This is a genomic window from Embleya sp. NPDC020630 (genome assembly GCF_044334985.1).
Taxonomy (GTDB): Bacteria; Actinomycetota; Actinomycetes; order Streptomycetales; family Streptomycetaceae; genus Embleya.
Genome location: NZ_JBIRUB010000022.1, coordinates 37,251 through 63,210 on the forward strand (window position 1 = coordinate 37,251; position 25,960 = coordinate 63,210).

General features: G+C 72.7%; 17 protein-coding genes and 1 tRNA gene. 1 reads left to right on the forward strand and 17 read right to left on the reverse strand.

Going from position 1 to position 25,960, the window contains the following annotated elements; all coding sequences use genetic code 11:
• Window positions 1-412 precede the first annotated feature (412 nt).
• The 12 genes from ACH4XV_RS40775 to ACH4XV_RS40830 form a co-directional block, all read right to left on the reverse strand.
• Window positions 413-486: transfer RNA gene (locus tag ACH4XV_RS40775), tRNA-Thr, on the reverse strand.
• Window positions 487-566: 80 nt separating this feature from the next.
• Window positions 567-2,117, reverse strand: a complete 1,551-nt coding sequence (locus tag ACH4XV_RS40780; protein WP_395798378.1) for an alpha/beta hydrolase — start codon at window positions 2,115-2,117, stop codon at window positions 567-569.
• A gap of 155 nt (window positions 2,118-2,272) precedes the next feature.
• Window positions 2,273-3,907, reverse strand: a complete 1,635-nt coding sequence (locus tag ACH4XV_RS40785) for an alpha/beta hydrolase (protein WP_395798380.1) — start codon at window positions 3,905-3,907, stop codon at window positions 2,273-2,275.
• Between the two features lie 106 nt (window positions 3,908-4,013).
• Window positions 4,014-5,444 carry an alpha/beta hydrolase-fold protein gene (locus tag ACH4XV_RS40790; RefSeq protein WP_395798382.1) on the reverse strand — a complete coding sequence of 477 codons (1,431 nt, stop codon included), beginning with the start codon at window positions 5,442-5,444 and terminating at the stop codon, window positions 4,014-4,016.
• A gap of 165 nt (window positions 5,445-5,609) precedes the next feature.
• The gene (locus ACH4XV_RS40795) at window positions 5,610-6,794 is read right to left on the reverse strand and encodes a DNA polymerase III subunit delta' (protein ID WP_380033137.1); all 1,185 of its coding nucleotides are present in this window, start codon (window positions 6,792-6,794) and stop codon (window positions 5,610-5,612) included.
• Between the two features lie 203 nt (window positions 6,795-6,997).
• A complete protein-coding gene (gene tmk / locus ACH4XV_RS40800) occupies window positions 6,998-10,201 on the reverse strand; it encodes a dTMP kinase (RefSeq protein WP_395798384.1) in 3,204 nt (1,067 codons plus the stop codon).
• Between the two features lie 199 nt (window positions 10,202-10,400).
• The gene (gene topA, locus ACH4XV_RS40805; RefSeq protein WP_395798386.1) at window positions 10,401-13,271 is read right to left on the reverse strand and encodes a type I DNA topoisomerase; all 2,871 of its coding nucleotides are present in this window, start codon (window positions 13,269-13,271) and stop codon (window positions 10,401-10,403) included.
• Window positions 13,272-13,705: 434 nt separating this feature from the next.
• Window positions 13,706-15,238 (reverse strand): methyltransferase, encoded by a 1,533-nt coding sequence (locus tag ACH4XV_RS40810; RefSeq protein WP_395798388.1) that lies wholly within the window; start codon window positions 15,236-15,238, stop codon window positions 13,706-13,708.
• 27 nt (window positions 15,239-15,265) lie between these two features.
• On the reverse strand, window positions 15,266-16,036 hold the full coding sequence (locus ACH4XV_RS40815) for a hypothetical protein (RefSeq protein WP_395798390.1): 771 nt from the start codon (window positions 16,034-16,036) through the stop codon (window positions 15,266-15,268).
• Window positions 16,037-16,183: 147 nt separating this feature from the next.
• Window positions 16,184-18,538 (reverse strand): sodium-translocating pyrophosphatase, encoded by a 2,355-nt coding sequence (locus ACH4XV_RS40820; RefSeq protein WP_395798392.1) that lies wholly within the window; start codon window positions 18,536-18,538, stop codon window positions 16,184-16,186.
• Window positions 18,539-18,821: 283 nt separating this feature from the next.
• Window positions 18,822-19,289 (reverse strand): ATP-binding protein, encoded by a 468-nt coding sequence (locus tag ACH4XV_RS40825; RefSeq protein ID WP_395798394.1) that lies wholly within the window; start codon window positions 19,287-19,289, stop codon window positions 18,822-18,824.
• A gap of 79 nt (window positions 19,290-19,368) precedes the next feature.
• On the reverse strand, window positions 19,369-19,710 hold the full coding sequence (locus ACH4XV_RS40830) for an STAS domain-containing protein (protein WP_078976516.1): 342 nt from the start codon (window positions 19,708-19,710) through the stop codon (window positions 19,369-19,371).
• 126 nt (window positions 19,711-19,836) lie between these two features.
• Here ACH4XV_RS40830 and ACH4XV_RS40835 point away from each other — a divergent pair, with 126 nt between their 5' ends.
• Window positions 19,837-22,194: a DEAD/DEAH box helicase gene (locus ACH4XV_RS40835; RefSeq protein WP_395798396.1), complete on the forward strand. Its 2,358-nt coding sequence runs from the start codon at window positions 19,837-19,839 to the stop codon at window positions 22,192-22,194.
• A 640-nt stretch (window positions 22,195-22,834) separates the two neighbouring features.
• On the opposite strand, the gene ACH4XV_RS40840 is transcribed toward ACH4XV_RS40835, so the two are convergent.
• The 5 genes from ACH4XV_RS40840 to ACH4XV_RS40860 form a co-directional block, all read right to left on the reverse strand.
• A complete protein-coding gene (locus ACH4XV_RS40840; protein ID WP_395798398.1) occupies window positions 22,835-23,215 on the reverse strand; it encodes an Rv3654c family TadE-like protein in 381 nt (126 codons plus the stop codon).
• Window positions 23,212-23,547, reverse strand: a complete 336-nt coding sequence (locus tag ACH4XV_RS40845; RefSeq protein ID WP_395798400.1) for a TadE family type IV pilus minor pilin — start codon at window positions 23,545-23,547, stop codon at window positions 23,212-23,214. Before ACH4XV_RS40845 ends, ACH4XV_RS40840 begins: the two co-directional genes overlap by 4 nt.
• A gap of 40 nt (window positions 23,548-23,587) precedes the next feature.
• Window positions 23,588-23,779: a DUF4244 domain-containing protein gene (locus ACH4XV_RS40850; protein ID WP_395798402.1), complete on the reverse strand. Its 192-nt coding sequence runs from the start codon at window positions 23,777-23,779 to the stop codon at window positions 23,588-23,590.
• Window positions 23,780-23,867: 88 nt separating this feature from the next.
• Entirely contained in the window at window positions 23,868-24,581 is a 714-nt protein-coding gene (locus ACH4XV_RS40855) for a type II secretion system F family protein (protein ID WP_395798404.1), read from the reverse strand.
• Window positions 24,578-25,192, reverse strand: a complete 615-nt coding sequence (locus ACH4XV_RS40860; protein WP_395798406.1) for a type II secretion system F family protein — start codon at window positions 25,190-25,192, stop codon at window positions 24,578-24,580. Before ACH4XV_RS40860 ends, ACH4XV_RS40855 begins: the two co-directional genes overlap by 4 nt.
• Window positions 25,193-25,960: the final 768 nt, after the last annotated feature.

A 25,960-nucleotide genomic window follows, 5' to 3' on the forward strand; every position in this document is an offset into this window, starting at 1 on the left:
GCGAGCACGACGGCCGACTCGCCGCGACGACTGTCGAGGCGGTTGCCGTATGCGGACGCCAGTCGGCGACGGCATGTTGCCTCCGGTTCCGCACGCTCCACTGCACGCCTGCGGCAGCCATGGCGCCCGGGCTGCCGAATTCGAGGGCCGACTCATCGCGCGCACCCGGCAACACGATGATTCAGGAGCAAATCGGTCGTCGACCGAAACGCTGAGCAACGCATACGCCAGGAGGGTCAGTAATTATAGATTGCTATGTCCGCATTTGCAGCTATATAGCGGGTTCTCCTGGCGTCCCCGAGTGGTGACGTGCCGCATCAAGTCGGACACCTTTAGCAATATTACTTATCCAATAAAAAGCAATGGACAGGTAAAACCCCAGGTCAACGAGGTTCTACCTGTCCATATAGTGAGCCGCCTAAGGGAGTCGAACCCTTGACCTACGCATTACGAGTGCGTCGCTCTAGCCGACTGAGCTAAGGCGGCTTGTCATTCCACCTTGTGGTGGCGACAGGGAATGAGTGTACACACCCGTCGGGGTGGTCGACACGCGCGATTGGTGGGGGTCAGCGGCAGGTCTTGCCCTTGGGCGGGACGGTGGACTGGGTGAGGTAGTCGACGACCGTGCGGTCGACGCAGTCGCTGCCTCGGCCGAAGGCGGTGTGGCCGTCGCCGTCGTAGGTCAGGAGGTTGCCGGAGGCCAGTTGGCCGGCCAGGGACTGGGCCCAGGAGTACGGCGTGGCCGGGTCGCGGGTGGTGCCGACGACCAGGATCGGGGCGGCACCCTCGGCGCGGATCGGGTGCGGTCGGCCGCTCGGCGGGACCGGCCAGGACGCGCAGGCCAGGCCCGCCCAGGCGAGGTTGCGGCCGAAGGTCGGCGACGCCGCCACGTACTCGGGCAGGTCGCGCTCGACGTCCTCCCGGGTCGTCGCCGCCGGCGGGGCGTCCAGGCAGTTCACCGCCGCGTTGGCGGACATCAGGTTGCTGTACCGGCCGTCCGCGCCCCGCTCGTAGTACTGGTCGTTGAGGGCGAGCAGCCGCTGTCCGTCCCCGCGCAGCGCCGCGTCGAGCGCGCGCCGCAGGTCCGGCCACTGGTCCTTGGAGTAGAGCGGCGACAGGATGCCCGTGGTCGCGATCGACTCGGTGACCCGTCGGGTCGCGTCGCCCGGGAGGGGGCGCGCGTCGAGCTGTTGCAGCAGGCCGCGGATCTTGGCCAGTCCGGCCTCCCGGGTCGCGCCGAGAGAGCACGAGCCGCCGCCGACGCAGTCGTCCAGAAACGCCGCCAGCGCGGTCTCGAAGCCGCCGCCCTGCACCTTGTTGGCGGCCATCGCCGACTGGCTCGGGTCCATCGCGCCGTCCAGCACGAGGCGGCCGACCCGCTTGGGGTACAGCTCGGCGTACGTCGCGCCGAGGAAGGTGCCGTAGGACGCGCCCACGTAGTACAGCTTGGGGTCGCCGAGCGCGGCCCGCAGCAGATCCATGTCACGGGCCGCGTCGACCGTGCTCACATGGCCCAGCAGGTCCCCCGAGCGGTCCGCGCAGGCCCGGCCGTACGCCTTCTCCCCGTCGATCCACGCCTGCTCCTCCGCGGGGGTGTCCGGCGTCGCGTCGAGCTGGGTGAAGGCGTCCATCCCGTTGTCGGCCAGGCAGTCGATCGCGGTGCTGCGGCCGACGCCGCGCGGGTCGAAGCCGACGATGTCGAACCGTTTGCGCAGCTCGGCCGGGTACCGGGTGGCCGCGTACTGCGCGAAGTCCAGCCCGGAGCCGCCCGGACCGCCCGGGTTGAGCACCAGCGAGCCGATGCGGTTGGCCCCCGTCGCCGGCTTGCGCATCACCGCGATCCGGATCTTCGGCCCGTCCGGCTTGGCATGATCCAGCGGCACCTGGAGCGTGCCGCACTGGAACCCGCCGGTACACGGGGTCCAGCCGATCGGCTCCACCGCCGCGGTCGGCGGCGCCGACTCGGTGCCCCCGCCGCCCGAGTCCCCGGTCGTCGGCGCCGTGGCGGTGTCCGCGACCCGGTCCGGCGACTTCGACGACGAACTCGACGAGCACCCCGCCACCAGGAGCAGACCGACCGCCGCGGCGGCGACCCTCGCGCACGAACCCCGCATCATGCGACCGCTCCTCCAGTAGCCCAGCCCGACCGTGCACCTCTGGGGAGGGTAACCACGCAGGCCGGCGATACTCCCCAACGACCCGACGACGCGACAACCCATCGACCCGACGACCCATCGCCGCGACGACCCACCGACCCGACCGCCGGCACCCCTCAACTACACCGCTTTCCCTTCGGCGGCATGGTCCCGTGCAACAGGAACCCCTCGACCGCCCCGTCCACACACGGGCTGTTGCCCCCGTACGCCGTGTGCCCCTCGCCCTCGAAGGTCAACAACGTCGCGTTCGCCAACTGCCCCGCCAGCTTCTCGGCCGAGGCGTACGGCGTCGCCGGGTCCCCCGTCGTGCCCACCACCAGGATCGGCGCGCTCCCCTGCGCCCGGATGGCGTGCGGCTTGGCCGGCGACCTGAACGGCCAACTCTCGCAGTTCTCCCCGGTCAGGTCCTCCGCGGTCACATCGCGCGACAGCAGCGGCGCCTCGGCCTTGAGTCGGTCCAGCGCCGCCTGCACCTGCGCCGGCGTCGGCGCCTCCCCCGCGCCGTCCGCGCAGCCGATCGCGACGAACGCGTCGGCGCTGTTGTCGTAGTGCCCCCGCTCGTCCCGACCGTTGTAGTTGTCGGCGTAGAACAGCAGGGCGTCCGGCGACCCGTGCACGATCGCGTCGGCGAGCGCGTCGCGCAGGTACTTCCACTCCGTGTCCTTGTCGCCGTACAGCAGGCTGACCACGCCCGTCCAGCCCAGGCTGGAGGTCAGCGTCCGGCCGCCCCGGGCGGCGGCCAGCGGGTGCTCCTGCAGGCCGTCCAGGAAGTCGGCGGCCTTGCGCGGCGCGGTCTTCGGGTCGGACCCGAGCGCGCAACCCGGGCGCCCCGCGCAGTCCTCGGCGAACCGGCGCAGCGAACGGTCGAAGCCGACCTGCTGTTCGACCGCCCGGCTCAGGTTGTCCGCGGCCGGGTCGACCGCGCCGTCCAGGACCAGCCGGCCGGTGCGGATCGGGAAGCGTTCGGCGTAGGTGGCGCCGAGGTAGGTGCCATAGGAGAAGCCGATGTAGTTGAGCTTCTCGTCGCCCAGCGCCGCGCGCAGGACGTCCATGTCGCGGGCCGCGTTCTCGGTGCCCACGAAGGGCAGCAGTTCGCCGGATCGGCTCTGGCACTCGGCCGCGTAGGCCCGCTCCCGCTCCTTGGCCCGGGCCTCGGCGCGAACCGGGTCCTCGGGCAGGTCCTCGGCCACGTACGCGTCGCGCTCGGCGTCGGTCATGCACTTCACCGGCGCGCTGCGGTCGACCCCGCGCGGGTCGAAGCCGATCAGGTCGTAGACGTCCTGGACCGGCTTGCCGATGGTGCTCTCGGACATCCACCACGCCGCCGTCACCCCGGAGCCGCCCGGGCCGCCCGGGTTGATCAGCAGCGAGCCGAGCCGCTGCCCGGGCTTGGCCGCGCTCTTGCGGGTGACCGCGATGTCGATCGTGCGGCCGGTCGGCCGGCTGTAGTCCAGCGGCACGGTGAACTTCGCGCAGCGAAACGCCTTGGCCTGGCTGCGCTCGTCGTCGTCCTCGCTCTCGCAGGACTTCCAAGTGGGCCGCTGGGTGTAGAAGCGGGCCAGCTCCGGGTTGGGGTCACCGGGCGTGGCCGGTGCCTTGGCCGCGCCCGGGGCGGGGCTCGACGCACGGGTACGACCACCGCCCGCGGCGTCGCCGAGGTCGGACGCGACGGAACAGCTCGCGACGGTCGCGACGGCGAGCACGACCGGGATCGCACGGCCGAGGAGCCCCACTCGGGGTATTCGTTTCACCCGTACTGCCTACCATCCGCCGCGTCCCGACGCACGAACGGGACCCGGTGTACCGGGGCCGCGACACATTCGCCGCGCCCCGCGTGCCGAGCCCCGCCGCGCGCCGTCACGCGGCCGGGTTCCGGGTGTTGCGGCCGAGGAAGGTGAGCGCGTCGGGCAGCTGACGCGTGATGTCGGTGGAGGTGCCGCCCGCGCCCGCGACCGCCTTGACCGTGGTGGGGGCCTTCGCCTTCGCGGCGAACTCGCTGCCGGTGGTACCCGAGTGGCCGGACAGCATGATCGCCACGTCGGGTCGCGCGTCGAGCAGGCGGACCGGGTCGTTCGCCGTCTTGGCCGCCGAATCGCCGCCCCACAGCGCGGACTTGAGCGTGGTGCGGCCGGACAGGCTGACCGCGCTCGCGTAGTACTGCGGGTATTGCAGGGCGTACTTGACCGCGCACAGCCCGCCCGAGCCGTCCCCGATCAGCGCCCAGGACGCGCGGTCGGCGCTCGCACGGTACGTCGTCAGCACCGCCTCGCGCACGTCCTCGTTGTGGAAGGTGGCCATCTTCGGCCCCTTCGGAATGTCGCTGCACTCGGTGTCCTTGGCCGTGGTCAGACCGGCATCCACGTCCTGCTTCGAGTAGGGCATCAGTTCGGGCGCGACCACGATGTACGGCGGGACGGTGCCGGACTCGATGCCCGCGGCGAGCTTGCCCAGGAACGCCGACGAGTCGTCCGTGAAGCTGTTCGACTCGACGCCCGGCAGCGCCGACTGGGCGACCAGGACGGGGTAGTTGCGGCCCTGGTTGGCGGGGGTGTCGTAGCCCGGCGGCAGCCAGACCCACACGTCGGCGGTGACCGCGGACTGCCGGCCCGTGACGGTCATCCGGTTGAGCGTGCCACCGGACTTGGTGCCGACCTTGGTGAACTTCTGCGGCGCGGCCTTGGGTTGGCCCGACGTCGCCACCGGTTCCGCCGACGGCGCGACACCGGTGGCGGCGACGTTCTGCGCGTCGTCGTGGGACATGTTGCGGTAGGCGAAGGTACCGCCGACCCCGGCGGCGACCACCACGAAGGCGAGCAGGCCCACGCCCGCCGGCGAGCGCACCCCGCGCCGACGGCGCCGTGGCGCCGGGTCGGTCGCGGCGGCTTCGGTTTCGGCCGGTCGTACCGGCTCGTGCCGGGCCAACGCGGCGGGCGCCGAGGAGGTGAGCCCGACCGGCGCGAACGGCAGTGGCGCCTCGGCCCGTTGCGGCGTCGCCCGGGCCGCGCCAGCGTCCCGCCCGACCGAGGTCGAAACGACCGCCGGCGCCGAACCGACCGCCTGCGCCGAGCCGACTTCCCGAACGGGCTCGACCTCCCGAGCCGGCGCCATCGCCCGCTCCCGCACCGACACGTGTGGCACGACCGGCGGCAACTCGGCAGGCCGGGGCCCGGGTTCGCCCTCCGGGCCGGCGATCGAAACGGCGTCACGGCTCTTGCGCGCCCTCAGCACGAGAACGACAACCGCCCCGAGGGTCACCGCGATCAGCAGACCTTTGAGCGTCCTGGTCACGGAACGCAACCCCGCACCGTCCTTCCGAGCCTCACCCGTCACAATGTTCCCGCATGTTCCCGGGAACTCTCCCACGATGACGTCCGGGTGGGGGTTTCGGGTTCCGTCCACCGAACACCTCCGCTCCAAGGAGTGAAGCGGCGTTCATCCCGGGTCGGTACGGCCTCAGCCGGTCCGCAGCGTCAACACCATCGCCTCGACCGCGAGCAGCGGCGCGACGTTGGCGTCGATCGCCCGCCGGCAGGCCAGGATCGCCTCGATCCGCCGCAGCGTCGCCTCCGGCGTGGACGTACGGGCCACCGTGTCCAGGTCCGCCCGCAAAACGTCGTTGGCCAACGGGACCGCGGCGCGCAACTGCAGCGCCAGCACGTCCCGATAAAAGCCGGTCAGGTCCACCAACGCGCGGTCCAGGCAGTCGCGTTGGGTACGGGTGGCGCGCTTCTTCTGCTTGTTCTCCAGCTCCTTCATCACGCCCGCCGTACCGCTGGGCATACGACCGCCGCCGACCGCGCCGAGCGCGGCCCGCAGATCCTCGGTCTCGCGCCCGTCCAGATCCGCCGCGACCTGCTTCGCGTCCTCCGCCGCCGCGTCCACCAGACGTTGTGCGGCGGCCATCGCCAAGCCGATGTCGCCGACCACCATCGGGATCCGCAGCACATCGGCGCGCCGCCCCCGGGCCTGCTCGTCGAGCGCCAGCCGGCGAGCGCTCTTGATGTCGCCGCCGGACGCCGCCGCGGCGAACGCGGCCATCGCCGGGTCAATCCCGTCCCGGCGCATCAGCAGATCGGCCACCGCCCCGGCGGGCGGAGTACGCAGCGCCACATGGCGACACCGCGAACGGATCGTGGGCAGCGCGTCCTCCAGGGACGGCGCGCACAGCAGCCACACGGTGCGGTCGGCGGGCTCCTCGATCGCCTTGAGCAGGACGTTGCCCGCGCCCTCGGTGAGCCGCCCCGCGTCCTCCAGGACGATCACCTGCCAGCGCCCGCCCGCCGGCGTCATCGCCGCGCGGCGCACCAGGTCGCGGGTCTCCTTGACGCCGATCGAGAGCAGTTCGGTGGCGACCACGTCGACGTCGGCGTGCGTACCGGTGAGCGCGGTATGGCAGCCGTCGCAGTGTCCGCAGCCCGGTTCGGCGCCGAGCGCCAGATCGGGACTGACGCACTGCAACGCCGCCGCGAACGCGCGCGCGGCGGTCGCCGTACCCACCCCGGGCGGGCCCGTGAACAACCACGCGTGGGTCATCCCGCCGACGCCCTCGCCGGCGAGCACCGCCCGGGCCGCGCCGGCCGCAGTGCGCAGCTGCTCGGCGACCCGATCCTGCCCGACGAGGTCGTCCCAGACGGTCACGCGCTCTTGTCTCCTCGTTCCGGTGTGCCCGATACGACCGTACCGGGGCGCCGTGACAATCGACGCCACGTCACCCCGGTACCGGTCGTCCGCGACACCCCGGCGGGACCCGGGTTCAGGACTTGTGGGTCGGACCTGTAGGCCGGACCTGTAGGTCACGACGCGTGGGTCGGGTCACCCGACCCACGCCTTGCGACCGTGTGTCAGGACTTGTTCCGACGCCAGCGCCGCTTGCGCCCCGCCTCCTGCGCCGAGTCCGCGGCGGACGAGCCCTCCGCGTCGCCGTCCTCGGCCGCGTCCGCGTCGTCCTCGGCCTTCCAGGGCCCCAGCAGATCGTCGGCCAGCGACTGGTTCCCGGCGGCCGGCGGCGTCAGCACCGGCAGCGCGTGCGTCTCGTCCAGGCTCACCTGCGGGATCTCCCGGGTGTCCTCGGCCGCCTCGCGCAACCGGATCTGCTGCAACTCGGTGGTGTCGGCGTCGTCCGGCGACACCTTCGGGATGCCGTGCACGGGGGTGTCCGCGAGGGCGGGGTCGGGACGCCTGATGCCGTGCACCGGCGTCTCGACCATGTCCGTGTCGGGCGCCGGGCCCGCCTCCGCCGCGAGCGCGGCGGCCTCCTGCGCGGCCCGCGCCCGCGCCGACGCGGCGGCCTCGGCGGCCCGGGACGCCTCCCGTTCGGCCCGCCGGCGATCCGCCTCGGCGCGGCGCAGGGCGTCCTCCGCCCGGCGGCGCTCCTCGGCGTGCCGCCGCTCGTCGGCCACCCGCACGGCCTCCTCGGCGCGCATGCGCTCGACCTCACGGGCCGCCTCGGCCTCCAGCCGTTCGCGCTCCTCCTCGGCCGACCGCTGCCGCTCCAGGGCGGCCTCGCGCTCCTCCTCGGCACTGGCCCGCGCCTGCTCGGCCTGCAGCGCCGACGCCTCCTCCAGCCGGCGGCGCTGCTCGTCCCGGCGCTCGGCCTCCTCCTCGGCGCGCACCCTGGCCTCCTCGGCCCGGGCCTTGGCCTCCTCGGCGAGCCGCTGCTGCTCCTCGGCCCGTCGTTCAGCCTCCAGCGCCAGCCGGCGCCGCTCCGACTCGGCGTGCAGCCGGGCCTCCTCCGCCGCCTCGGCCGCGGCGCGGGCCCGCTCGTCGGCCTCGGCCGCGATCCGGCGTGCCTGCTCCTCGGCGTAGCGCTGCTCCTCCTCGGCGAGCCGGGCCGACTCCTCGTCCAGCCGGGCCTGTTCGGCCTGCCGCTGGCGCTCCTCGCTCTCCGCCCGCAGCCGGGCGATCAGCGCGGCCTTCTCCGCGTCCCGGGCGGCCTGCTCGGCCTTGCGCCGGGCGTCCTCCTCGCGCATCCGCTTGGCCAGCTCCAGCGCCTGGCGCTTCTCCTGCTCGGAGAGCGGGAGTTCGCGGTCGAGCCGGTGTCGGATCGGCGTGGTGACCGCGTCCGGCTCCTGGTCGGCGTCCACCACCAGGTAGCGGTCCGGGTCGTGCGCGGCCAGGTCCAGGAACGCGTGCCGCACCCGCAGGTGGAACTCGCTCGACTCGGACTCGATCCGGTCGGGCGCCTCGGTGAAGCGCGCGTGGCCGACCGCCGGGTCCAGGTCGAGCAGGATGGTCAGGTCGGGCAGCAGCCCGTCGGTGGCCCAGCGCGAGACCCGGCCGATCTCGCGCGCGCCCAGCGAACGCCCGGCGCCCTGGTAGGCGATCGAGGAGTCGATGTAGCGGTCGCTGATCACGATCGCGCCGCGCCGCAGGGCGGGCAGGATCACCGTCTGCACGTGCTCGGCCCGGTCCGCCGCGTACAGCAGCGCCTCGGTGCGCGGGTCGACCGGCTCGCCGTCCAGGTCGAGCAACATCGCCCGCAGCCGCTTGCCGACCTCGGTCGCGCCGGGCTCGCGGGTGACCACCACCTCGTGGCCCTTGGCCCGTATCCAGGCCGCGATCGCGTTGGCCTGGGTCGACTTGCCCGCGCCCTCGCCGCCCTCCAGGGCGATGAAGAAGCCGGTGGCGCCGGCCGGTCGGCCGGTGATGTGGTCCTCGTTGCGGGTCGCCGCGGCCAGGTCGCGCAGGATCGGCACACCGCGCCGGTCGTCCACGCTCAGCAGCGCGATCCAGCCCAGGATCACCACGAGCACGCCGGTGCCGCCCAGGACCAACGCGGCGCCGCTGTAGTCGAAGGTGAACCGGTCCGCGACCACCCACGAGCGCACGCCCACGTAGCCCGCGGCGATCGGCCCGGCCACCAGCGCCACGAACAGCACGACGCGCACGATCAGTTGGGCGAACGCGAAGGCCCGGGACCGCATGTCCTCGCCGAAGTCGAGGCCGTACATGGTGTATCCGGTGACCCAGGCGACGCCCGCGAACACCCCGAGCACGGCGGCGAGCACCGCGGCCATCACGACGTTGGCGACCGCGCCCAGGATCAGCAGGGTCAGCCCGGCGCACATCACGGCCATGCCGTACAGCCGCCGCCGGCTGAACGCCGGCACCACCCTCGGGCCCCACAACATGCCCGCGCTGACACCCGCGATGAGCATCAGGAACACCGTGCCGTACGCCGCGTTGCCCGCGTGCAGCCCGACCACGAGCAGCGGCGCGGTGGACACCAGCGCACCGCCCGCCAGGAACAGCGCGACCATCCCGACGATCAGACCGCGCGCGGTCCGGCCGTGGCCGAACACCCGACGTCCGTCGGCGAGCACCTTGAACGGATTGGGCCGCCGGGTGCTGACCGAGCGCCCGCGCGTGGGCATCCGGATCAGGAACGCGAAGACCGCGGCGAGCAGGAACACCGCACCCGCGAGGTAGAACGCCAGGTTCGAGGGGTGCTCGACGAACATCGACACGTCGTGCGAGAACGCGGTGCCGACCAGCGCGCCGAGGATGAACAACAGCGCCGCCGCCGGGGCCGCGCCGTAGGAGGTCACCAGGTTGAACTGGTTGGCGGTGCCCAGCCGTTGCCGGGGCACCAGGTTCGGCACGGTGGCGTCCCGCGCGGGCCCGGCGAGCGCGCCGATCACGGCGACCACCGCGGTCGCGCCCCAGATCCACCACATCCGGTCCACGAACGGCACGGACACAAGCACCAGGGCCCGGACCACGTCGCACGTGACCAGCGTCCAGCGCCGATCGAGATGGTCCACGATCGCGCCCGCCACCGAGGCGGTCAGCGCGGCCGGCACCATCCGCAGCGCGAACACCACGGCGACCGCCGTGGCGTGCTTGCGGTAGTCGCCCTCGACCGTCCACAGCGCGGCCGAGGTCAGCGCGAGGAGCGCGAGCCAGTCACCGAGCGCGGAGGCCGCGACCGCGAACCAAAAGCGCCGGAACGGGCGGATGCTCAGCACGCCCCCGACGCTCTCCGTCGGTTCGACCTGACGGGGCGGTATCGCCGAATCCGGCGCTTGCTGCTCCGCGTTCGTCATACGGAGAACCCTAACGTCGTCATCTGACGGGAAACGGCAGCCTGGACCGGATCCCCGTGTTCCGGCGGCGGGACCGTAGCACAGGGCCCGCGGTCGTCGCCGCAACCGACCGAGGCGACGCCGGATCCCGCCGGCGCCGCCCGATCGATGCGTACCAGGGATGCCCCCACCGGGACATCCCTACCTCGGTCCTACCGCGTCACGCCTTGTCGGCGGCGTTGTTCGCGCCGGCGTTCGCGGTCGCCTTCGCGGCGGCGGCCTTGGTGGTCTTGCCGTCGGCCGCGGACTTCTTCGCGGCCGTCTTCTTCGCGGCGGTCTTCGTCGCCGCCGCCTTCTTCGCGGGCGCCTTCTTGGCCGCCGCCTTCTTCGTCGTCTTCTTCGCCGGGCCCTTGGCCCGCTTCTCCGCGAGCAGCTCGTAGCCGCGCTCCGGGGTGATCGTGTCGACCGCGTCGCCCGCGCGCAGCGTGGCGTTGGTCTCGCCGTCGGTCACGTACGGGCCGAACCGGCCGTCCTTGACCGTGACCGCCTTGCCGCTGACCGGGTCGGAGCCCAGCTCCTTGAGCGGCGGCTTGGCCGCGGCCCGACCGCGCGCCTTGGGCTGGGCGTAGATCGCCAGCGCCTCCTCGAGGGTCACCGTGAACAGCTGGTCCTCGGTCTCCAGGGAGCGCGAGTCGGTGTCCATCTTGAGGTACGGGCCGTAGCGGCCGTTCTGCGCGGTGATCTCGGTCCCGGTCTCCGGGTGCTTGCCGACCACCCGCGGCAGGGTGAACAGCCGCAGCGCGTCGTCGAGGGTCACCGTGTCCAGCGACATCGACTTGAACAACGACGCGGTGCGCGGCTTGGGAGCGTTCTTCGCGGCGGTCTTCTTGGCGGTCTTCTTCGCCGGCTTGGCGCCGTCCGCGGCCGGGGCGGGCGCGGCGGGGGCCTCGGGCTCGGGCAGCACCTCGGTCACATACGGGCCGTAGCGCCCGTCCTTGGCCACGATCATGTGGCCGCTGACCGGGTCGACGCCCAACTCGTGGTCGCCGCTGGGCTTGTCGAGCAGTTCCTCGGCCTTGGCCACGGTCAGCTCGTCCGGCGGCAGGTCGTCGGGTACGTCGGCACGCCGGTCGCCGCGCTCGACGTAGGGGCCGTAGCGGCCCACCCGCAGCACGATGCCCTCGCCGACCGGGAACGAGTTGACCTCGCGGGCGTCGATCGAGCTGAGGTCGGTGACCAGGGCCTTGAGGCCGCCGAGGTGGTCCTCGTCGGGCCGGCTCTCGTCGCCGAAGTAGAACCTGCGCAGCCACGGCACGGCCTCGGTCTCGCCGCGCGCGATCCGGTCGAGGTCGTCCTCCATCTTCGCGGTGAAGTCGTAGTCGACGAGCGTGGCGAAGTGGCCCTCGAGCAGCCCGACCACCGCGAACGCCAGGAAGGACGGCACCAGCGCGGTGCCCTTCTTGAACGTGTAGCCGCGGTCGAGGATGGTGCCGACGATCGAGGCGAAGGTCGACGGGCGACCGATCTCCCGGTCCTCCAGCTCCTTGATCAGCGACGCCTCGGTGTAGCGGGCCGGCGGCTTGGTCGCGTGGCCCTCCGGGGTGAGCTGATCGGCGCTGAGCGCGTCGCCCTCGGTGACCATCGGCAACCGGCGCTCGCGGTCGTCCAGCTCCGCGTCCGGGTCGTCGGAGCCCTCGACATAGGCCTTGAGGAAGCCGTGGAAGGTGATGATCTTGCCGCTCGCGGTGAACTCCGCGTCCCGCCCGGGCAGGTCCGCCCCCTGGGCGACGCCGCCGATGCGGACGGTGACCGACTGGCCGATCGCGTCCTTCATCTGCGACGCGACGGTGCGCATCCAGATCAGCTCGTACAGCCGGAACTCGTCGCCGGCCAGACCGGTCTCGGCCGGGGTGCGGAAGCTCTCGCCCGAGGGACGGATCGCCTCGTGCGCCTCCTGCGCGTTCTTGACCTTGCCCGCGTACACCCTGGGCGCGTCCGGCAGGTACTCGGCGCCGTACAGGTCCCGCACCTGCGCCCGGGCGGCCGTGACGGCCGTGTCGGAGAGCGTGGTGGAGTCGGTACGCATGTACGTGATGTGGCCGTTCTCGTACAACTTCTGCGCGACCTGCATGGTCCGCTTCGCGCCGTAGCCGAGCTTGCGCGAGGCCTCCTGCTGGAGCGTGGTGGTGCGGAACGGCGCGTACGGGGAGCGGCGGTAGGGCTTGCGCTCGACGGCGCGCACCGAGAACGCGGCGGATTCGAGCGCGGCGCTCAGCGCCCGGGCGCCGGCCTCCTCCAGTTGGAGCACGCCGGCGTTCTTGAGCTTGCCGTCGGGGCCGAAGTCGCGGCCCGAGGCGACCCGCTTGCCGTCGAGCGAGACCAGGCGCGCGTTCATCGTGCTCGGGTCGGTCGGGTCGCCGGGACGGCCGGTGCCGAACACGCCGAGCAGGTCCCAGTAGGACGCCGAGGTGAACGCGCGGCGCTCCCGCTCGCGCTCGACCACCAGGCGGGTGGCCACCGACTGCACGCGGCCGGCCGACAGGCGCGGGCCGACCTTCTTCCACAGGACCGGCGAGACCTCGTAGCCGTAGAGGCGGTCCAGGATGCGCCGGGTCTCCTGCGCGTCGACCAGGCGCTGGTTGAGCTCGCGCGGGTTGCTCACCGCGGTGCGGATCGCGTCCTTGGTGATCTCGTGGAACACCATGCGGTGCACCGGCACCTTGGGCCGCAAAACCTCCAGCAGGTGCCAGGCGATGGCCTCGCCCTCGCGGTCCTCGTCGGTCGCGAGGAAGAGTTCGTCGGCGTCCTTGAGGAGCTTCTTGAGCTTGGCGACCTGGGCCTTCTTGTCCGCGTTGACCACGTAGATCGGCTCGAAGTCGGCGTCGACGTCGACACCCAGGCGGGCCCACGGCTTGCCGGCGTACTCGGCCGGCACCTCGGCGGCGCCGTTGGGCAGGTCGCGGATGTGTCCCACGCTCGCCTCGACCACGTAACCGGGGCCGAGATAGCCCTTGATCGTTTTCGCCTTGGCCGGGGACTCGACAATGACGAGTCTCAGGCCGTCGCGCGCGGTCTCGCTGCTCGGGGACACCTTCGCTTCTCTCTCCATCGTCGTCGGCTGCGGCCGTGCCCGATCGGGCACGGCCGTACTGCGGCTTCGTATTCACATTGCGGTCGACCTGTGGCGGAGCGTGACCGGTGGTCGGCCCCGCGTGTCAAACCGGTGCTGCTCGGCTTGCGTCGCAAAGTCGTCCCGGCGCGGCTGTCCGTCCGGACGGTCCCCCCGGATCCGGCGATTACTCCGACGGCCGGGTCCCACGCCCCTCGAACGGTAACGCGCGCATCGCGGTTCCCGCCTCCCGACCCCGTTGGTTCGCGGCCGAGCGTGGTTCGCGGCCGAGTCGGGAGCCGCCGCCTCCATACAACACATTTTCTTGGCAACGGCAAGGAGCATCCGGTGGGGACAACACCTGCGACTGTACAGGCGTGTCGGCCCGGATCACGGTGCACCGGGCCAAGCCGCGTTCAGTCGGCGGTGTGCGACTGCGCCGACGGAGCGTCGCCGGCCTCGGGAAAGAGCAGGAATCCGTCGGCCACCAGACCGCGCAGTTCGCCGGGCACCGCGTCGCGCAGCGCGGCCGGGTCCTCCTCCAGCAACTGGGCGATCGCGTCCACGATGACGCCGGCCGGAAGCCGCCCGTCGCTGGCCCCGGCCAGGGCCGCGCCGACCGTGTCCACCCGATCCGCCCGGCACATCCCGCGCCGCTGACGCAGCACCACGCTCTCCGGGTCCTCCGCGCCGGGCGCGCCGGTCTGCTCCTGGACCACGTGCTCCGCGAGCCGGAAGGCGACGTCGAGCAGCCCGTCGTCGTCCGTCCGGGCCAGTCGGTCCTGCCGGTCGAACCAGGCGTGCACCTCCGCGCCGAGCGGTTGTTCGATCGCGTGCGGCCAGTCCTCGATGTGCACCGTCGGCGTGTCGGCGCCCGACGCGCGCAGCGTGATCCAGCCGAATCCGATCCCCTCCACGCCGTCGCGCTCGAACGCCGCCAGCCACGCGTCGTAGCGCTGCGCGTACGCCTCGCCGCGATGGTCGCCCGAGTCGCGCAACCACAGCTCGGCGTACTGCGCCGGGTCCTGGACGTCGCGCTGGACCACCCACGCGTCGCACCCGGTGGGCGCCAGCCAGGCGGCCAGCCGGTCCTGCCAGTCCTGTCCGCGCAGGTGCTGCCAGTTGGCCAGCAGCTGGCAGTAGCCGCCGTCGGCGAGGTGGCGGGGCGCTTGCGCGACCAGCAGCCGGCACACCTCGTCGCCGGGCAGGCCCGCGTCGCGGTAGGTGTACCGCTCACCCACCGGGGTGATCACGAACGGCGGGTTGGACACGATCAGGTCGAACCGCTCGCCCTCGACCGGCTCGAACAGGCTGCCCTCGGCGAGGCCGACGTTGCCCACCCCGGACAGCGCCATGGTCAGCCGGGTCAGGTCGAGCGCGCGCTTGTTCACGTCGGTGGCCAGCACCGACTCGGCGTGGCGCGACGCGTGCAGGGCCTGTACGCCGCACCCGGTGCCCAGGTCGAGCGCGCGGCCCACCGGCTCGCGCACGGTGATCCCGGCGAGCGTGGTGGACGCGCCGCCGATGCCGAGCACGTGGTCGGCGCGCACGGGGCCGTTGACCCCGCCGATGCCCGCGCCGAGGTCCGACACGACCCACCAGTCGGTGTCCGCCTCGCCGTAGGGCCGGATGTCCACCAGTGGCCGCACCGCGTCGCCGTCCCGCGCCAGCAGACCCCCGGCGAGCGCCTCCTCGAGCGGCAGGGCGCGCCGTACGTGCGCCTCGGGCGCCGAGGTCTGGAGCAGGAACATCCGGATCAGCACCGCGAGCGGGCTCGCCGCGTCGGCCCGCAGCGCGCGCAGCGCGGGCACGGTCTCACCGCGCGACAGCGCCGCGTACGCCTGCGGGCCGAGCGCGTCGAGGCAGCCGTCGACGGTGTAGTCGGCCGCGATCAGGGCCTCGCGGAGGCGGGCCACCTGTGAGGTGTCGTTCATCGTCACGCGCACCATCCTGCCCGCTGCCGGTCGGCCGGAACGTCAGCCGGTCGCCGGCGGCGCGCTCGTGGTGGCGCTCGGCGGCGGTGACGAGGAGCCCGTGTCGGCGCTCGACGGCGGTGGGCTGCTCGGTGCGGTGGATCCGGACGGGGCGGTCGAACTCGGCGCCGTGGACGCCTTCGGCGTGCCGCTCGGGGACGCGCCGGTGGTGGGCGCGGAGGTCGCCGGCGCGGTCGGGATCACGTCGGCCTTGCCCGCCGCGCAGCCCGGCACCGACGCGAGCGCCTTGCCCGCCTCGCCGCGGTGCAGCTTGTTCAGCGCGGTGTTCGAGGACGCCCGCAGCGCGTCGATCTCCGGTCCCAGCGAGCGCAGCCCGTCGGCGAACACGTTCTGCTGGTCGGTCGCCAGGCCCTCGATCCGGTGCTGGATCCCGGTCCAGCCCTTGGCCGCGTTGCGCAGTTCGTCGACCACGGACATGCGCAGCGTGGCGCCGTCGGGCACCGCGGGTATGGACGCCTTGTCGATCGCGTCGGCCAGCGCGTTGTCCGCGTCCGCGAGCCGGGACACGTCCACCGCGAGCCGGGTGCGCAGGGTCGTGGGCGGCTCGTTGGGAACCACTTTGTCCACGTCGGCGAGCGCCGCCCGGGCCTCGTCGATCCGCGCCGTGACCTCCGTCGCGCAGACCTTGGCGGCCCACGCCTTCAGGTCGGCCTGCTTCTTCTTGTCCTCGTCGCTCTTGCCGTCGCCGCCGCCGCACGCGGTCAGGGCCGACGCCAGGACCAGCGCGGAGACCACCAGGAACTTCCTCGACACGCTTCCACCTTCGTTCGGACTTCCCTCGGAGCCGGACGCAGACTCGCACAGCGTGAAGGTGTCCGGTCAAACCGCGGGCCCGAACGCGGCACGGGCGCGGTCCCGGTTTCTCCGGTTCCGCGCCCGTACGTACCTCGGATCGGTGGATCAGGCCGCCGCCTTGGTCGGCTGGCCCTCCCGGTCGCCGTCGTCGTCGCCGACGACCACCGACTTGCGCTTGCTGTACCAGACCGCGCCCACGATCACCACGACCGAGAAGGCCGCCGCGAGGGCCCGCAGGGCGCCGTTCTCGTCCGCGCCGATGCTCAGTTTGACCACCGCCGGCGCGATCAGCAGCGACACCAGGTTCATCACCTTGAGCAGCGGGTTGATCGCCGGTCCGGCGGTGTCCTTGAACGGGTCGCCGACCGTGTCGCCGATGATCGTGGCCTCGTGCGCGGCCGAGCCCTTGCCGCCGTAGCTGCCGTCCTCGACCATCTTCTTGGCGTTGTCCCAGGCCCCGCCGGAGTTGGCCAGGAACACCGCCATCAGGGTGCCGGTGCCGATCGCCCCGGCGAGGAACGCGGCCAGCGGGCCGATGCCCAGGGTGAAGCCGACCGCGATCGGGGCCATCACCGCGAGCAGTCCGGGCGTGGCCAACTCGCGCAGCGAGTCGCGGGTGCAGATGTCGACCACCCGGCCGTACTCGGGCAACTCGCTGCCGTCCATGATCCCGGGTCGGGTGCGGAACTGGTTGCGCACCTCGAAGACCACCGCGCCCGCCGCGCGGGAGACCGCGTTGATCGCCAGGCCGCTGAACAGGAACACCACGGCCGCGCCCAGGATCAGCCCGACCAGGTTGTTCGGCTGGGTGATGTCGGTGGCGAACGAGAGCGAGGTGAGCTTGGACGCCTCCTTCAGTCCGCCCGCCTCGTCCACGGCCGTGCTCACCGCGTCCCGGTAGGACCCGTACAGCGCGGTCGCCGCGAGCACGGCGGTCGCGATGGCGATGCCCTTGGTGATCGCCTTGGTGGTGTTGCCGACCGCGTCGAGTTCGGTGAGCACCTGCGCGCCCTCGCCCTCGACGTCGCCGGACATCTCCGCGATGCCCTGGGCGTTGTCGGAGACCGGCCCGAAGGTGTCCATGGCCACGATCACCCCGACCGTGGTCAACAGGCCGGTACCCGCCAGCGCGACCGCGAACAGCGCGAGCATGACGATGCCGGCGCCGAGCAGATAAGCGCCGAGCACAGCGACCGAGATCAGCACCGCCGCGTACACCGCCGACTCCAGGCCGAGCGCGATGCCGGAGAGGATCACCGTGGCCGGACCGGTCAGCGAGGTCTTGGTGACGTCGCGCACCGGTCGCCTGCTGGTCTCGGTGAAGTAGCCGGTCAACTGCTGGATGACCGCGGCGAGCACGATTCCGATCAGCACCGCCACCAGCGCGAACACGCGCGGGTCGGCGTCGTGCGCCAGGATCTCCTGGTCGGTCAGCCCGTCCAGGTCCGAGAACTTGCTCGGCAGGTACAGGAACGCGGCGCCCGCGACCAGGACGAGCGAGATGACCGCCGAGACGAAGAAGCCCCGGTTGATCGCGCTCATCCCGCTGCGGTCGCCCGCGCGGGGCGCGACCGTGTAGATGCCCACCACGGCGGTCAGCACCCCGATGGCGGGCACGATCAGCGGGAAGACCAGGCCCGCGTCGCCGAACGCCGCCTTGCCCAGGATCAGCGCGGCGACCAGAGTGACCGCGTACGACTCGAACAGGTCGGCGGCCATGCCCGCGCAGTCGCCCACGTTGTCCCCGACGTTGTCGGCGATCGTCGCGGCGTTGCGCGGGTCGTCCTCGGGGATGCCCTGCTCGACCTTGCCGACCAGGTCGGCGCCGACGTCGGCGGCCTTGGTGAAGATGCCGCCGCCGACCCGCATGAACATCGCGAGCAGCGCGGCGCCGAAGCCGAAGCCCTCCAGCACCTTGGGCGCGTTCTCCCGGTACAGGATGACCACGAGCGCGGCGCCGAACAGGCCCAGGCCGACGGTGAACATGCCGGCGACGCCGCCGGTGCGGAAGGCGATCCGCATCGCGGTGTCCCGGCTGCCGGCGCCGGCACGGGCGGCCGCGGCCACGCGGACGTTGCTGCGCACCGCGAGCCACATACCGACGTACCCGGTGACCGCCGAGAAGACCGCGCCCACCAGGAAGAACAGCGAGCGGCCGATCCGCTGGTTCCAGTCGTCGGCCGGCAACAGCATGAGCAGGAAGAAGACACCCGCCGCGAACACGGCGAGGGTGCGGAACTGCCGGGTGAGGTAGGCCGCGGCGCCTTCCTGGATCGCGCCGGCGATCCGGCGCATGGAATCGGTGCCCTCGTCGGCGCCGAGCACTTGACGCACGAGTCCGGCGGCGACGCCCAGGGCACCGAGGGCGATCACCGCGACGATCACGACATAGGTGAGATTGCCGCCGGACACGGACACGTCCGAGGCGAGTTGGAGTTCGGAGGGGTGGATCCCGGACATTCGTCCTCCTTGGCTAGGAGCACTTTCAGATCGGGACTTCTCAATGCGAAAGGAGTGTATGCAAATGATCAAGATCAGACCATGGGAATCGCCATGATCGGATCAAATTACCGATGAAATCCGGGCGCGATTCCCAAAATCGGCGTATCGATCCGGAATCAGGTTTTACGACCCGGAAATCGGGATACACGGGAACGCCGAAAATCGCCCCCGGGTGTCCCGGAGGCGATGCGGTGGAGCGGAGTGGACGCGGTGGAGCGGGGTGGGACCGGGCGGACCCCGGTCAGCCCACCGTCTCGGCGGACTTGGCGCCGGAGGGCCACGACATGCGGATCACGCCGCCCTCGGCGCCGGCCCGCACGTCGAGATCGTCGACGAGGCCGAGAATCACGGCCAGGCCCATCTCGTTCTCGATCAGATCGAGGCCGGAGCCGTTCGCGGACAGGTCGGGCACCAGCCCGGCCCCCTCCGCGAGGCCCGCCTCGGTCAACGCCGGCTGCGGTACGCCGTCGTTGACCTCGATACAGAAGCGGCCGTTGCCGTCGTCCAGGGTGACCGTGACCGGGCGGTCGTCGTCCGCCCGGCTCCGGTGCATTCCGACGGCTCGGGAACACGCCTCGCCGACAGCGAGGCGCACCTCGTCGAGCACCGTCTCAGCAACCCCCGCTCGCCGCGCCACGGCGGCGGCGACGAGCCGCGCCGTGCGGACGTGTTCGGGCAGCGCGCTGAAGCGCAGCTCCACGATGGCCATGGTTCGTTCCCCCAGCCGTGCGTGCACCCGCCCGGATCCGCGCGGGTGCGATGTGCGTCCGGTCAGGACGTACGGTCGGTCAGTCGGACGCCTCGATGGCCGTGGCCACGGACGGATGAATCGGGAAGACCTTGGTCAGGCCGGTGATGCGGAAGATCTTCAGGATGCGCTCCTGAGTGCACACCAGCTGCAGCGACCCTTCGTGGGCACGCACCCGCTTCAGGCCGCCCACCAGCACACCGAGCCCGGTCGAGTCCAGGAAGTCGACTGCTTCCATGTCGACGATCAGGTGGAACTGGCCTTCGTTGACGAGTTCCACCAGTTGCTCGCGCAGCTTGGGTGCGGTGTATACATCGATCTCGCCGCCCACCTCGACGATCGTACGACCGCCCTCGGTTCGGGTCGACAGGGACAAGTCCACGGATCCTCCAGCACCTTGCTCTTGAGCGGTCGCCCCCCATGGATCGGCAGCCGCCAAGGCATTCAACCACTTATGGGCACTAGGGGACGATGAATCCCGCGACATTGGATGTAACACTGGTGCCCGATGCAGCCCAGTACACGCCCCCCGGAAGGTCTTCTCGGCCGCCTTATGGCGGGTCGGGATCGACCCGAACGAGTGACGCACGTCCGGCGCATACCCGCTCGCGAAGGCGTCACCTCGGCCTGGCCCGACTGGGTTCGGCCGGAGGTGGGCGACGCGTTTCGCGGCGCGGGTATCGAACTGCCGTGGGAACATCAGGCCCGCGCCGCCTCTGTTGCGGCATCGGGCCGCTCGGTCGTGATCGCCACCGGCACCGCCTCGGGCAAGTCCCTCGCCTATCTGTTGCCGGTTCTCACGACCCTGGTCGAGGGCGCGGGCGCGCCCAGCGGGCGCGGTGCGACCGCACTCTACCTCTCTCCGACGAAGGCGCTGGCCTCGGATCAGGCGCGCGCCGTCGAGGAGTTGCGCGCCGCGAACCCCGCGCTCGGGCGTGTCCGCACCGCCACGTACGACGGTGACACCCCGGTGGAGATCCGCCAGTGGGTGCGCGCGCACGCGTCGTACGTCCTGACGAATCCCGACATGCTGCACCGCGCGCTGCTGCCCGGGCACCGCTCGTGGGGCGCTTTCCTGCGCACGCTGCGCTACGTGGTGATCGACGAATGCCACACCTATCGCGGTGTTTTCGGCTCGCATGTGGCCCAGTTGATCCGGCGTTTGCGTCGGGTGTGTCGCCGGTACGGATCGGACCCGGTGTTCATCCTGGCGTCGGCCACGGTGTCCGATCCGGCCGTCGCGGCCGAGCGGTTGATCGGCGCGCCGGTGGTCGCGGTGACCGAGGACGGCTCGCCGCACGGCGAACTGGTGTTCGCCCTGTGGGAGCCGCCGCTGACCGGCCACGAGGGTGAACACGGCGCGCCCGTACGGCGTACCGCGACGGCCGAGACCGCCGATCTGCTCACCGACCTGGTGCTCGATGGGGTGCGCACGGTGGCGTTCGTGCGCTCGCGGCGCGGCGCGGAGGTGGTCCGGGTGATCGCCCGGGACCACCTGGCCCGGGTGGACGAGGGGTTGGCCGACCGGGTGGCCACCTATCGCGCGGGCTACCTGCCCCAGGAGCGGCGGGCGATCGAGCGGGCGCTGCACGACGGCAGCCTGCTGGGGGTGGCCGCGACCACGGCGCTCGAATTGGGCGTGGACATCTCCGGGCTGGACGCGGTGCTGATCGCGGGCTATCCCGGCACCCGGGCCTCGCTGTGGCAGCAGGCCGGGCGCGCGGGACGGGCCGGGCAGGAGGCGCTGGCGGTGCTGGTGGCGCGGGACGATCCGCTGGACACGTTCCTGGTGCATCATCCCGAGGCGCTGTTCGATCGGCCGGTCGAGGCGACGGTGCTCGATCCGGACAACCCGTACGTGCTGGCCCCACACCTGTGCGCGGCCGCGGCCGAGTTCGCGCTGACCGACGAGGACCTGGAGCTGTTCGGGCCGGTGGCCGCCGAGTTGTTGCCGGGTCTGGAACGGCGTGGGCTGCTGCGCAGGCGGTCCACGGGCTGGTACTGGACCAGCCGGGAGCGGGCCACCGACCTGACCGACATCCGCGGCGCGGGCGGGCCGGCGGTGCGGGTGGTGGAGCAGGACACGGGCCGCATCCTGGGCACGGTCGACGCGCCCGCCGCGCACTCGGCGGTGCACCCCGGGGCGGTGCACCTGCACCAGGGCGACACGTACCTGGTCCGCGAGCTCGACCTCGGCGAGGGTGTGGCGCTGGTGCGGCCGGCGAATCCGGACTGGACCACCAGTGCGCGCGAGGTCACCGAGATCCGAATCCTGGAGACCGTGCGCAGCCGGGAGTGGGGCGCGGCCCGCCTGCACTTCGGCTCGGTCGAGGTCACCGGCCGGGTGGTCTCCTTCCAGCGCAAGCGGATCATCACCGGCGAGGTGCTGGGCGAGCACAAGCTGGACCTGCCCGAGCGCAGCCTGCGCACGCGCGCCGTGTGGTGGACGGTGACGCCCGAGCAGGTCGCCGAGGCGGGCATCGACCCGACCGACCTGCCCGGCGCCGCACACGCCGCCGAACACGCCTCGATCGGCCTGCTGCCGCTGTTCGCCACCTGCGACCGCTGGGACATCGGCGGGGTCTCCACATCGCTGCACCCCGACACCCGCCTGCCGACCGTCTTCGTCTACGACGGCCACCCGGGCGGCGCCGGCTTCGCGGAACGCGCCTACGTCACCGCCGACACGTGGCTCACCGCAACGAGGGAGGCCATCGCCTCCTGCGAATGCGACCACGGCTGCCCAAGCTGCATCCAGTCCCCCAAATGCGGCAACGGCAACCAGCCCTTGAACAAGCCGGCCTCAATCGCCCTCCTGGACGCGCTGCTACGAGAGGCGGAGGGGACAAGCAACCCGAAGGGTTAGCAAAGCCCGGAAAGCAGGAGCACGGGACGACCCGGGCGACCAAGGCGAGAGGGCCGGCCGGGTCCCCCAGACGTGCGGAACGCACCGGGCGGACGAGACGCCACCGACAGGCCGGGCAGGGCCAGGCGAGTGAGTGCGCCTGGCAGGGCCGGCTGGGCGGGCGCGCCGGGCAGGACGGGCCGGGCATCGCGCCGGGCGGACAGGGGCGGACGGGGCGGGCGGACAAGCAAGCCGGTCCGGGTCGCCGCCGGCCTGGCCAGGCGTTTTGGGTGGGGCCAGGTCGGGCGGGCTGTCCCCCCTGGTCGAGGCTGCGGGCGCGCCCCAGCGGGCGCGGTGCGACCGCGCCTCCGGCGGGCCGATCAGGGTCGGGCGGGCACCGGACCGGCCAGACGGGTGGGCGCGCCGGGCGGGACGAGCAGGTCTGTGGGTTGGCCGGCGGGCGGGCAGGCCGGGCAGGGGCGGGCGAACGGGTAGGCCGGTCCGGGCCGGGTGGATGCCAAAGCGGGACGGGGCAGGCCGGCCGGACGGGTGGGCAGGGCCAGGCGGGCGGGTGGGTCGCTTGTGCCATGTGGGGGCCGGCGGGGTTGGGTCGGGCCCGCAGGGGCCGCTTGGGGTGGTGGGGGCTTTGGGTGGGTGGTGGTTAAGGGCTGTTTGGGAGGTCTGGTGGGGGTGTGGGGATGGTTGGGCCGGCTCGGGCGGTGGCTTGGGCTTTGCCGATTCGGGCGGGGGTCGATACGTGGACCTCGGCGAAGCCGTTGATGAGCCGGCAGCTTGTCAGGTCCGTGTGCTGGGCTCGGGCCACTCGGCGGGCCAGGGCGCAGGCCTCGTCCGGGCCGGACCCGGCGGCGGATCGGGCCGCGGCAGCCAGCGCGGCCAGGTCGGCGGCGGCACCGGCGCGGTGTCGGGCCGCAACCGCGCCGGCGAAGGCGAAGACGAACGCCGCCGCGCATATCGGGACCAGCGCGAACGCAAGTACCCACAGTGTGGCCGAGCCCTCCTGGCCCGACCGGCCTCCCCTCACGGCGGCGCCTCCGCCTCGACGGCCGCCACCGCCGTATGTTCCACGTGGAACGTGACCCCGGCCCAGGCCGCACCCGGCACGCCGACCTCGGCGGCCACCCGGAAGCGCACCAGACCGTCCCCGCCGGACACCCCCGTCCGCGCCCCGGCCGGCCCGGCGGCCGAGGCCCGCGCCACCGCGACCTCGGTCGGCTCGCCCCGGGCCAGCGCCCGCGCGCCCGCCTGCGCCGCGTCCACACAGCGGATCTGCGCGGTGGCGGCCCCGATCCCGGCCGTCAACACGGCGGTCAACACCACCAGGACCGGCAACACCACGGCGGTCTCCGCGGTCACGAATCCGTCCGCCCCACGAAGCCCCCGCCCCGCACGAGCCTCAGAACGAGACATCGAGTGCCTTGGTGATCACCCGGGCGAGCGCCGCGGCGACCCCCGGACTGGTCACGATCTTGAACAACACCGCGCCGAACGCCACCGCGGCGACCGTGCCGACCGCGTATTCCGCGGTAGTCATCCCGGTGTCGACGCGCAGCCACGACCACACCCGACGTGCGTTCGAAATCGACATGCGCATGAGTCCCCCTCATCGATACGGATCCATATGAAACCTGCATGAAGCACACATAAAAATGTGCACTTCGGACACACCCGCCGACTCACCCCGCCCGCAGCAGCGACGTGCCCAGCCCGATCACGATCGGGACCACCCCGACCAGCAGGAAGGCGGGCAGGAAGCACAATCCGAGCGGAAGGGTGGCGCGGACCCCCACCCGGCGGGCGGCCGACGTCGCGGCCCGGCGCTGCTCGGCCCGTTGCTCGTCGGCCATCCCGGCGACCAGAACCGCCGCCGGCACACCACCGGCCGCCGCCCGGGCCAACACCCGCCCCAGCGGCGCGAGCACGGGATCGTCGGTCAGCCCCAACCAGCACCGTCCGGGGTCGCCGCCGAGCCGCAACGAGGCCACGATCGGCCGCAGTCGGCCCGCCAGCGGCCCGCCGACCGCGTGCGCGACCGCCTCGGCCGCGTCCGCCGGTGTGCTGCCCGCCACCAGGCACGCCGCGAACAGGTCGGCCGCGGGCGGCAGATCGGCTCGCAGCCGATCCCGCAGGGCCCGTCCGGACCGCGACTCCAGGCCGGTCAGTCGCCGATCCAGGACGACCGCCACCACGAGCCCGGCCAGACCTCCGAGCCAGCCGCCGAGCAGCACGAACACCGCCACCCCGCCGAGCCCCGCCGCAGCCCGCCGACCGAGCGCCGGATCCCGCCCCCGCGCCGACGGCCGGCGAAGCTCCTGGCCCCGCCCCCGCACCGCGCCGGCCGCGCCGCCCGCCGCCGCGACGACCGCCACCAGCACCGCCGCCGCGCTCATCCCGGCACCGGACCGGCTCGGGCCACCAGGCGATCGGTCCACTCCAGACCGACCACCACCAGGGTCAGCCCCGCGCACAGGCACCCGATCCCGACCGGCGTGCGCAACAACACCTCCATCGGCCGAGCGCCCAGGGCGCTACCCAGGAACAGACCGAACACCGGCAGCCCGGCCAGGACCTGCGCGGTCGAGCGGGCCCCGGCGAGTTCGGCGATCACCTCCTCGTGCGCGTCCTCCTCGGCCCGCAGACCCGCCGCGATCCGCTCCAGGGCCGGTGCGAACCCGGCGCCTCGCCCGGTCGCGATCCGCCAGCAGGCGGCGATCCGACGCAGCCCGGCCGCCCCGGGCACGGCCGCCGCGCGATCCAGCGCGTCCGGCACGTCGCCACCCACACGGGCGGTCCCGATCGCCTCGCCCACCACCGCCAGGATCGGCCCGTCCACCGCATGCGCCGCGGCGGCCAACGCCTGCGCCGGCGTGCGCCCGGCCCGCGACTCCCCCGCCAGCGCCGCACACAGCCGCGCCACGCCACAACGCACCGCCCCGGCATCCCGCTCGCGTCGGGCCCGATCCCGCCGCCGCCGCACCACCCAGGCCCCCGGAAAAGCCACCAGCACAGGCACCACCGACCCCAACCCCAGGCCCGCCAAGCCCCCCGCAGCCAACACCGCCGCAACCACCCGGTGCCGCCCAACCACCCCCACCCAAGCCACCCACCGCCCACCCGACCCGCCGCCCGAAACCCCCAACATCCCAGCCAACCGCCCAGGCCCCACCCGAGCCATCGACCACCACACCAACCCACCAACCCCAACCGCCCCCACCACCCCCAAAATCACCCACCCCACCCCCACCGAATCGCCACAAAAATCACCCCCACCCGCTCAACGCCCACCCCCAACCACCCACCCACCCCCTCAACACCACACCGCCCTGGCAACGCCCACCACTGCACCCACTCAAACCACCCCGACCAACCCACCCGTTCGACGCCCAACACCCCCGACGCCGCACACAACCGAGCCACCCCACCCCAAACCGTCACCAACCACACCGCCCCCACCCCGCCCGCCCAGGACCCCCAGCCGTCCGGCCCTTCGAAAACACCCACCGCAGGCACCCGGAAGCCACCACCTGGACCGACAAACGCAACCAAATTCCAGCCCGCCCGGGCTTAAGGACACCCACCGCACGCCCCCGGAACCGCCACCCAAACCGGCGAACACAGCCCCCTCCAGCACCCGGCGCTTGAGGACGGCCGCCGCAAGCCCCCGGGAACCGCCGCCCGAACCGGCGAACACAGCCCCCTCCAGCCCACCCGGCGCTTGAAGACACCCACCGCCGGCCCCCGGAAACCGCCACCCAAACCGCCGAACACC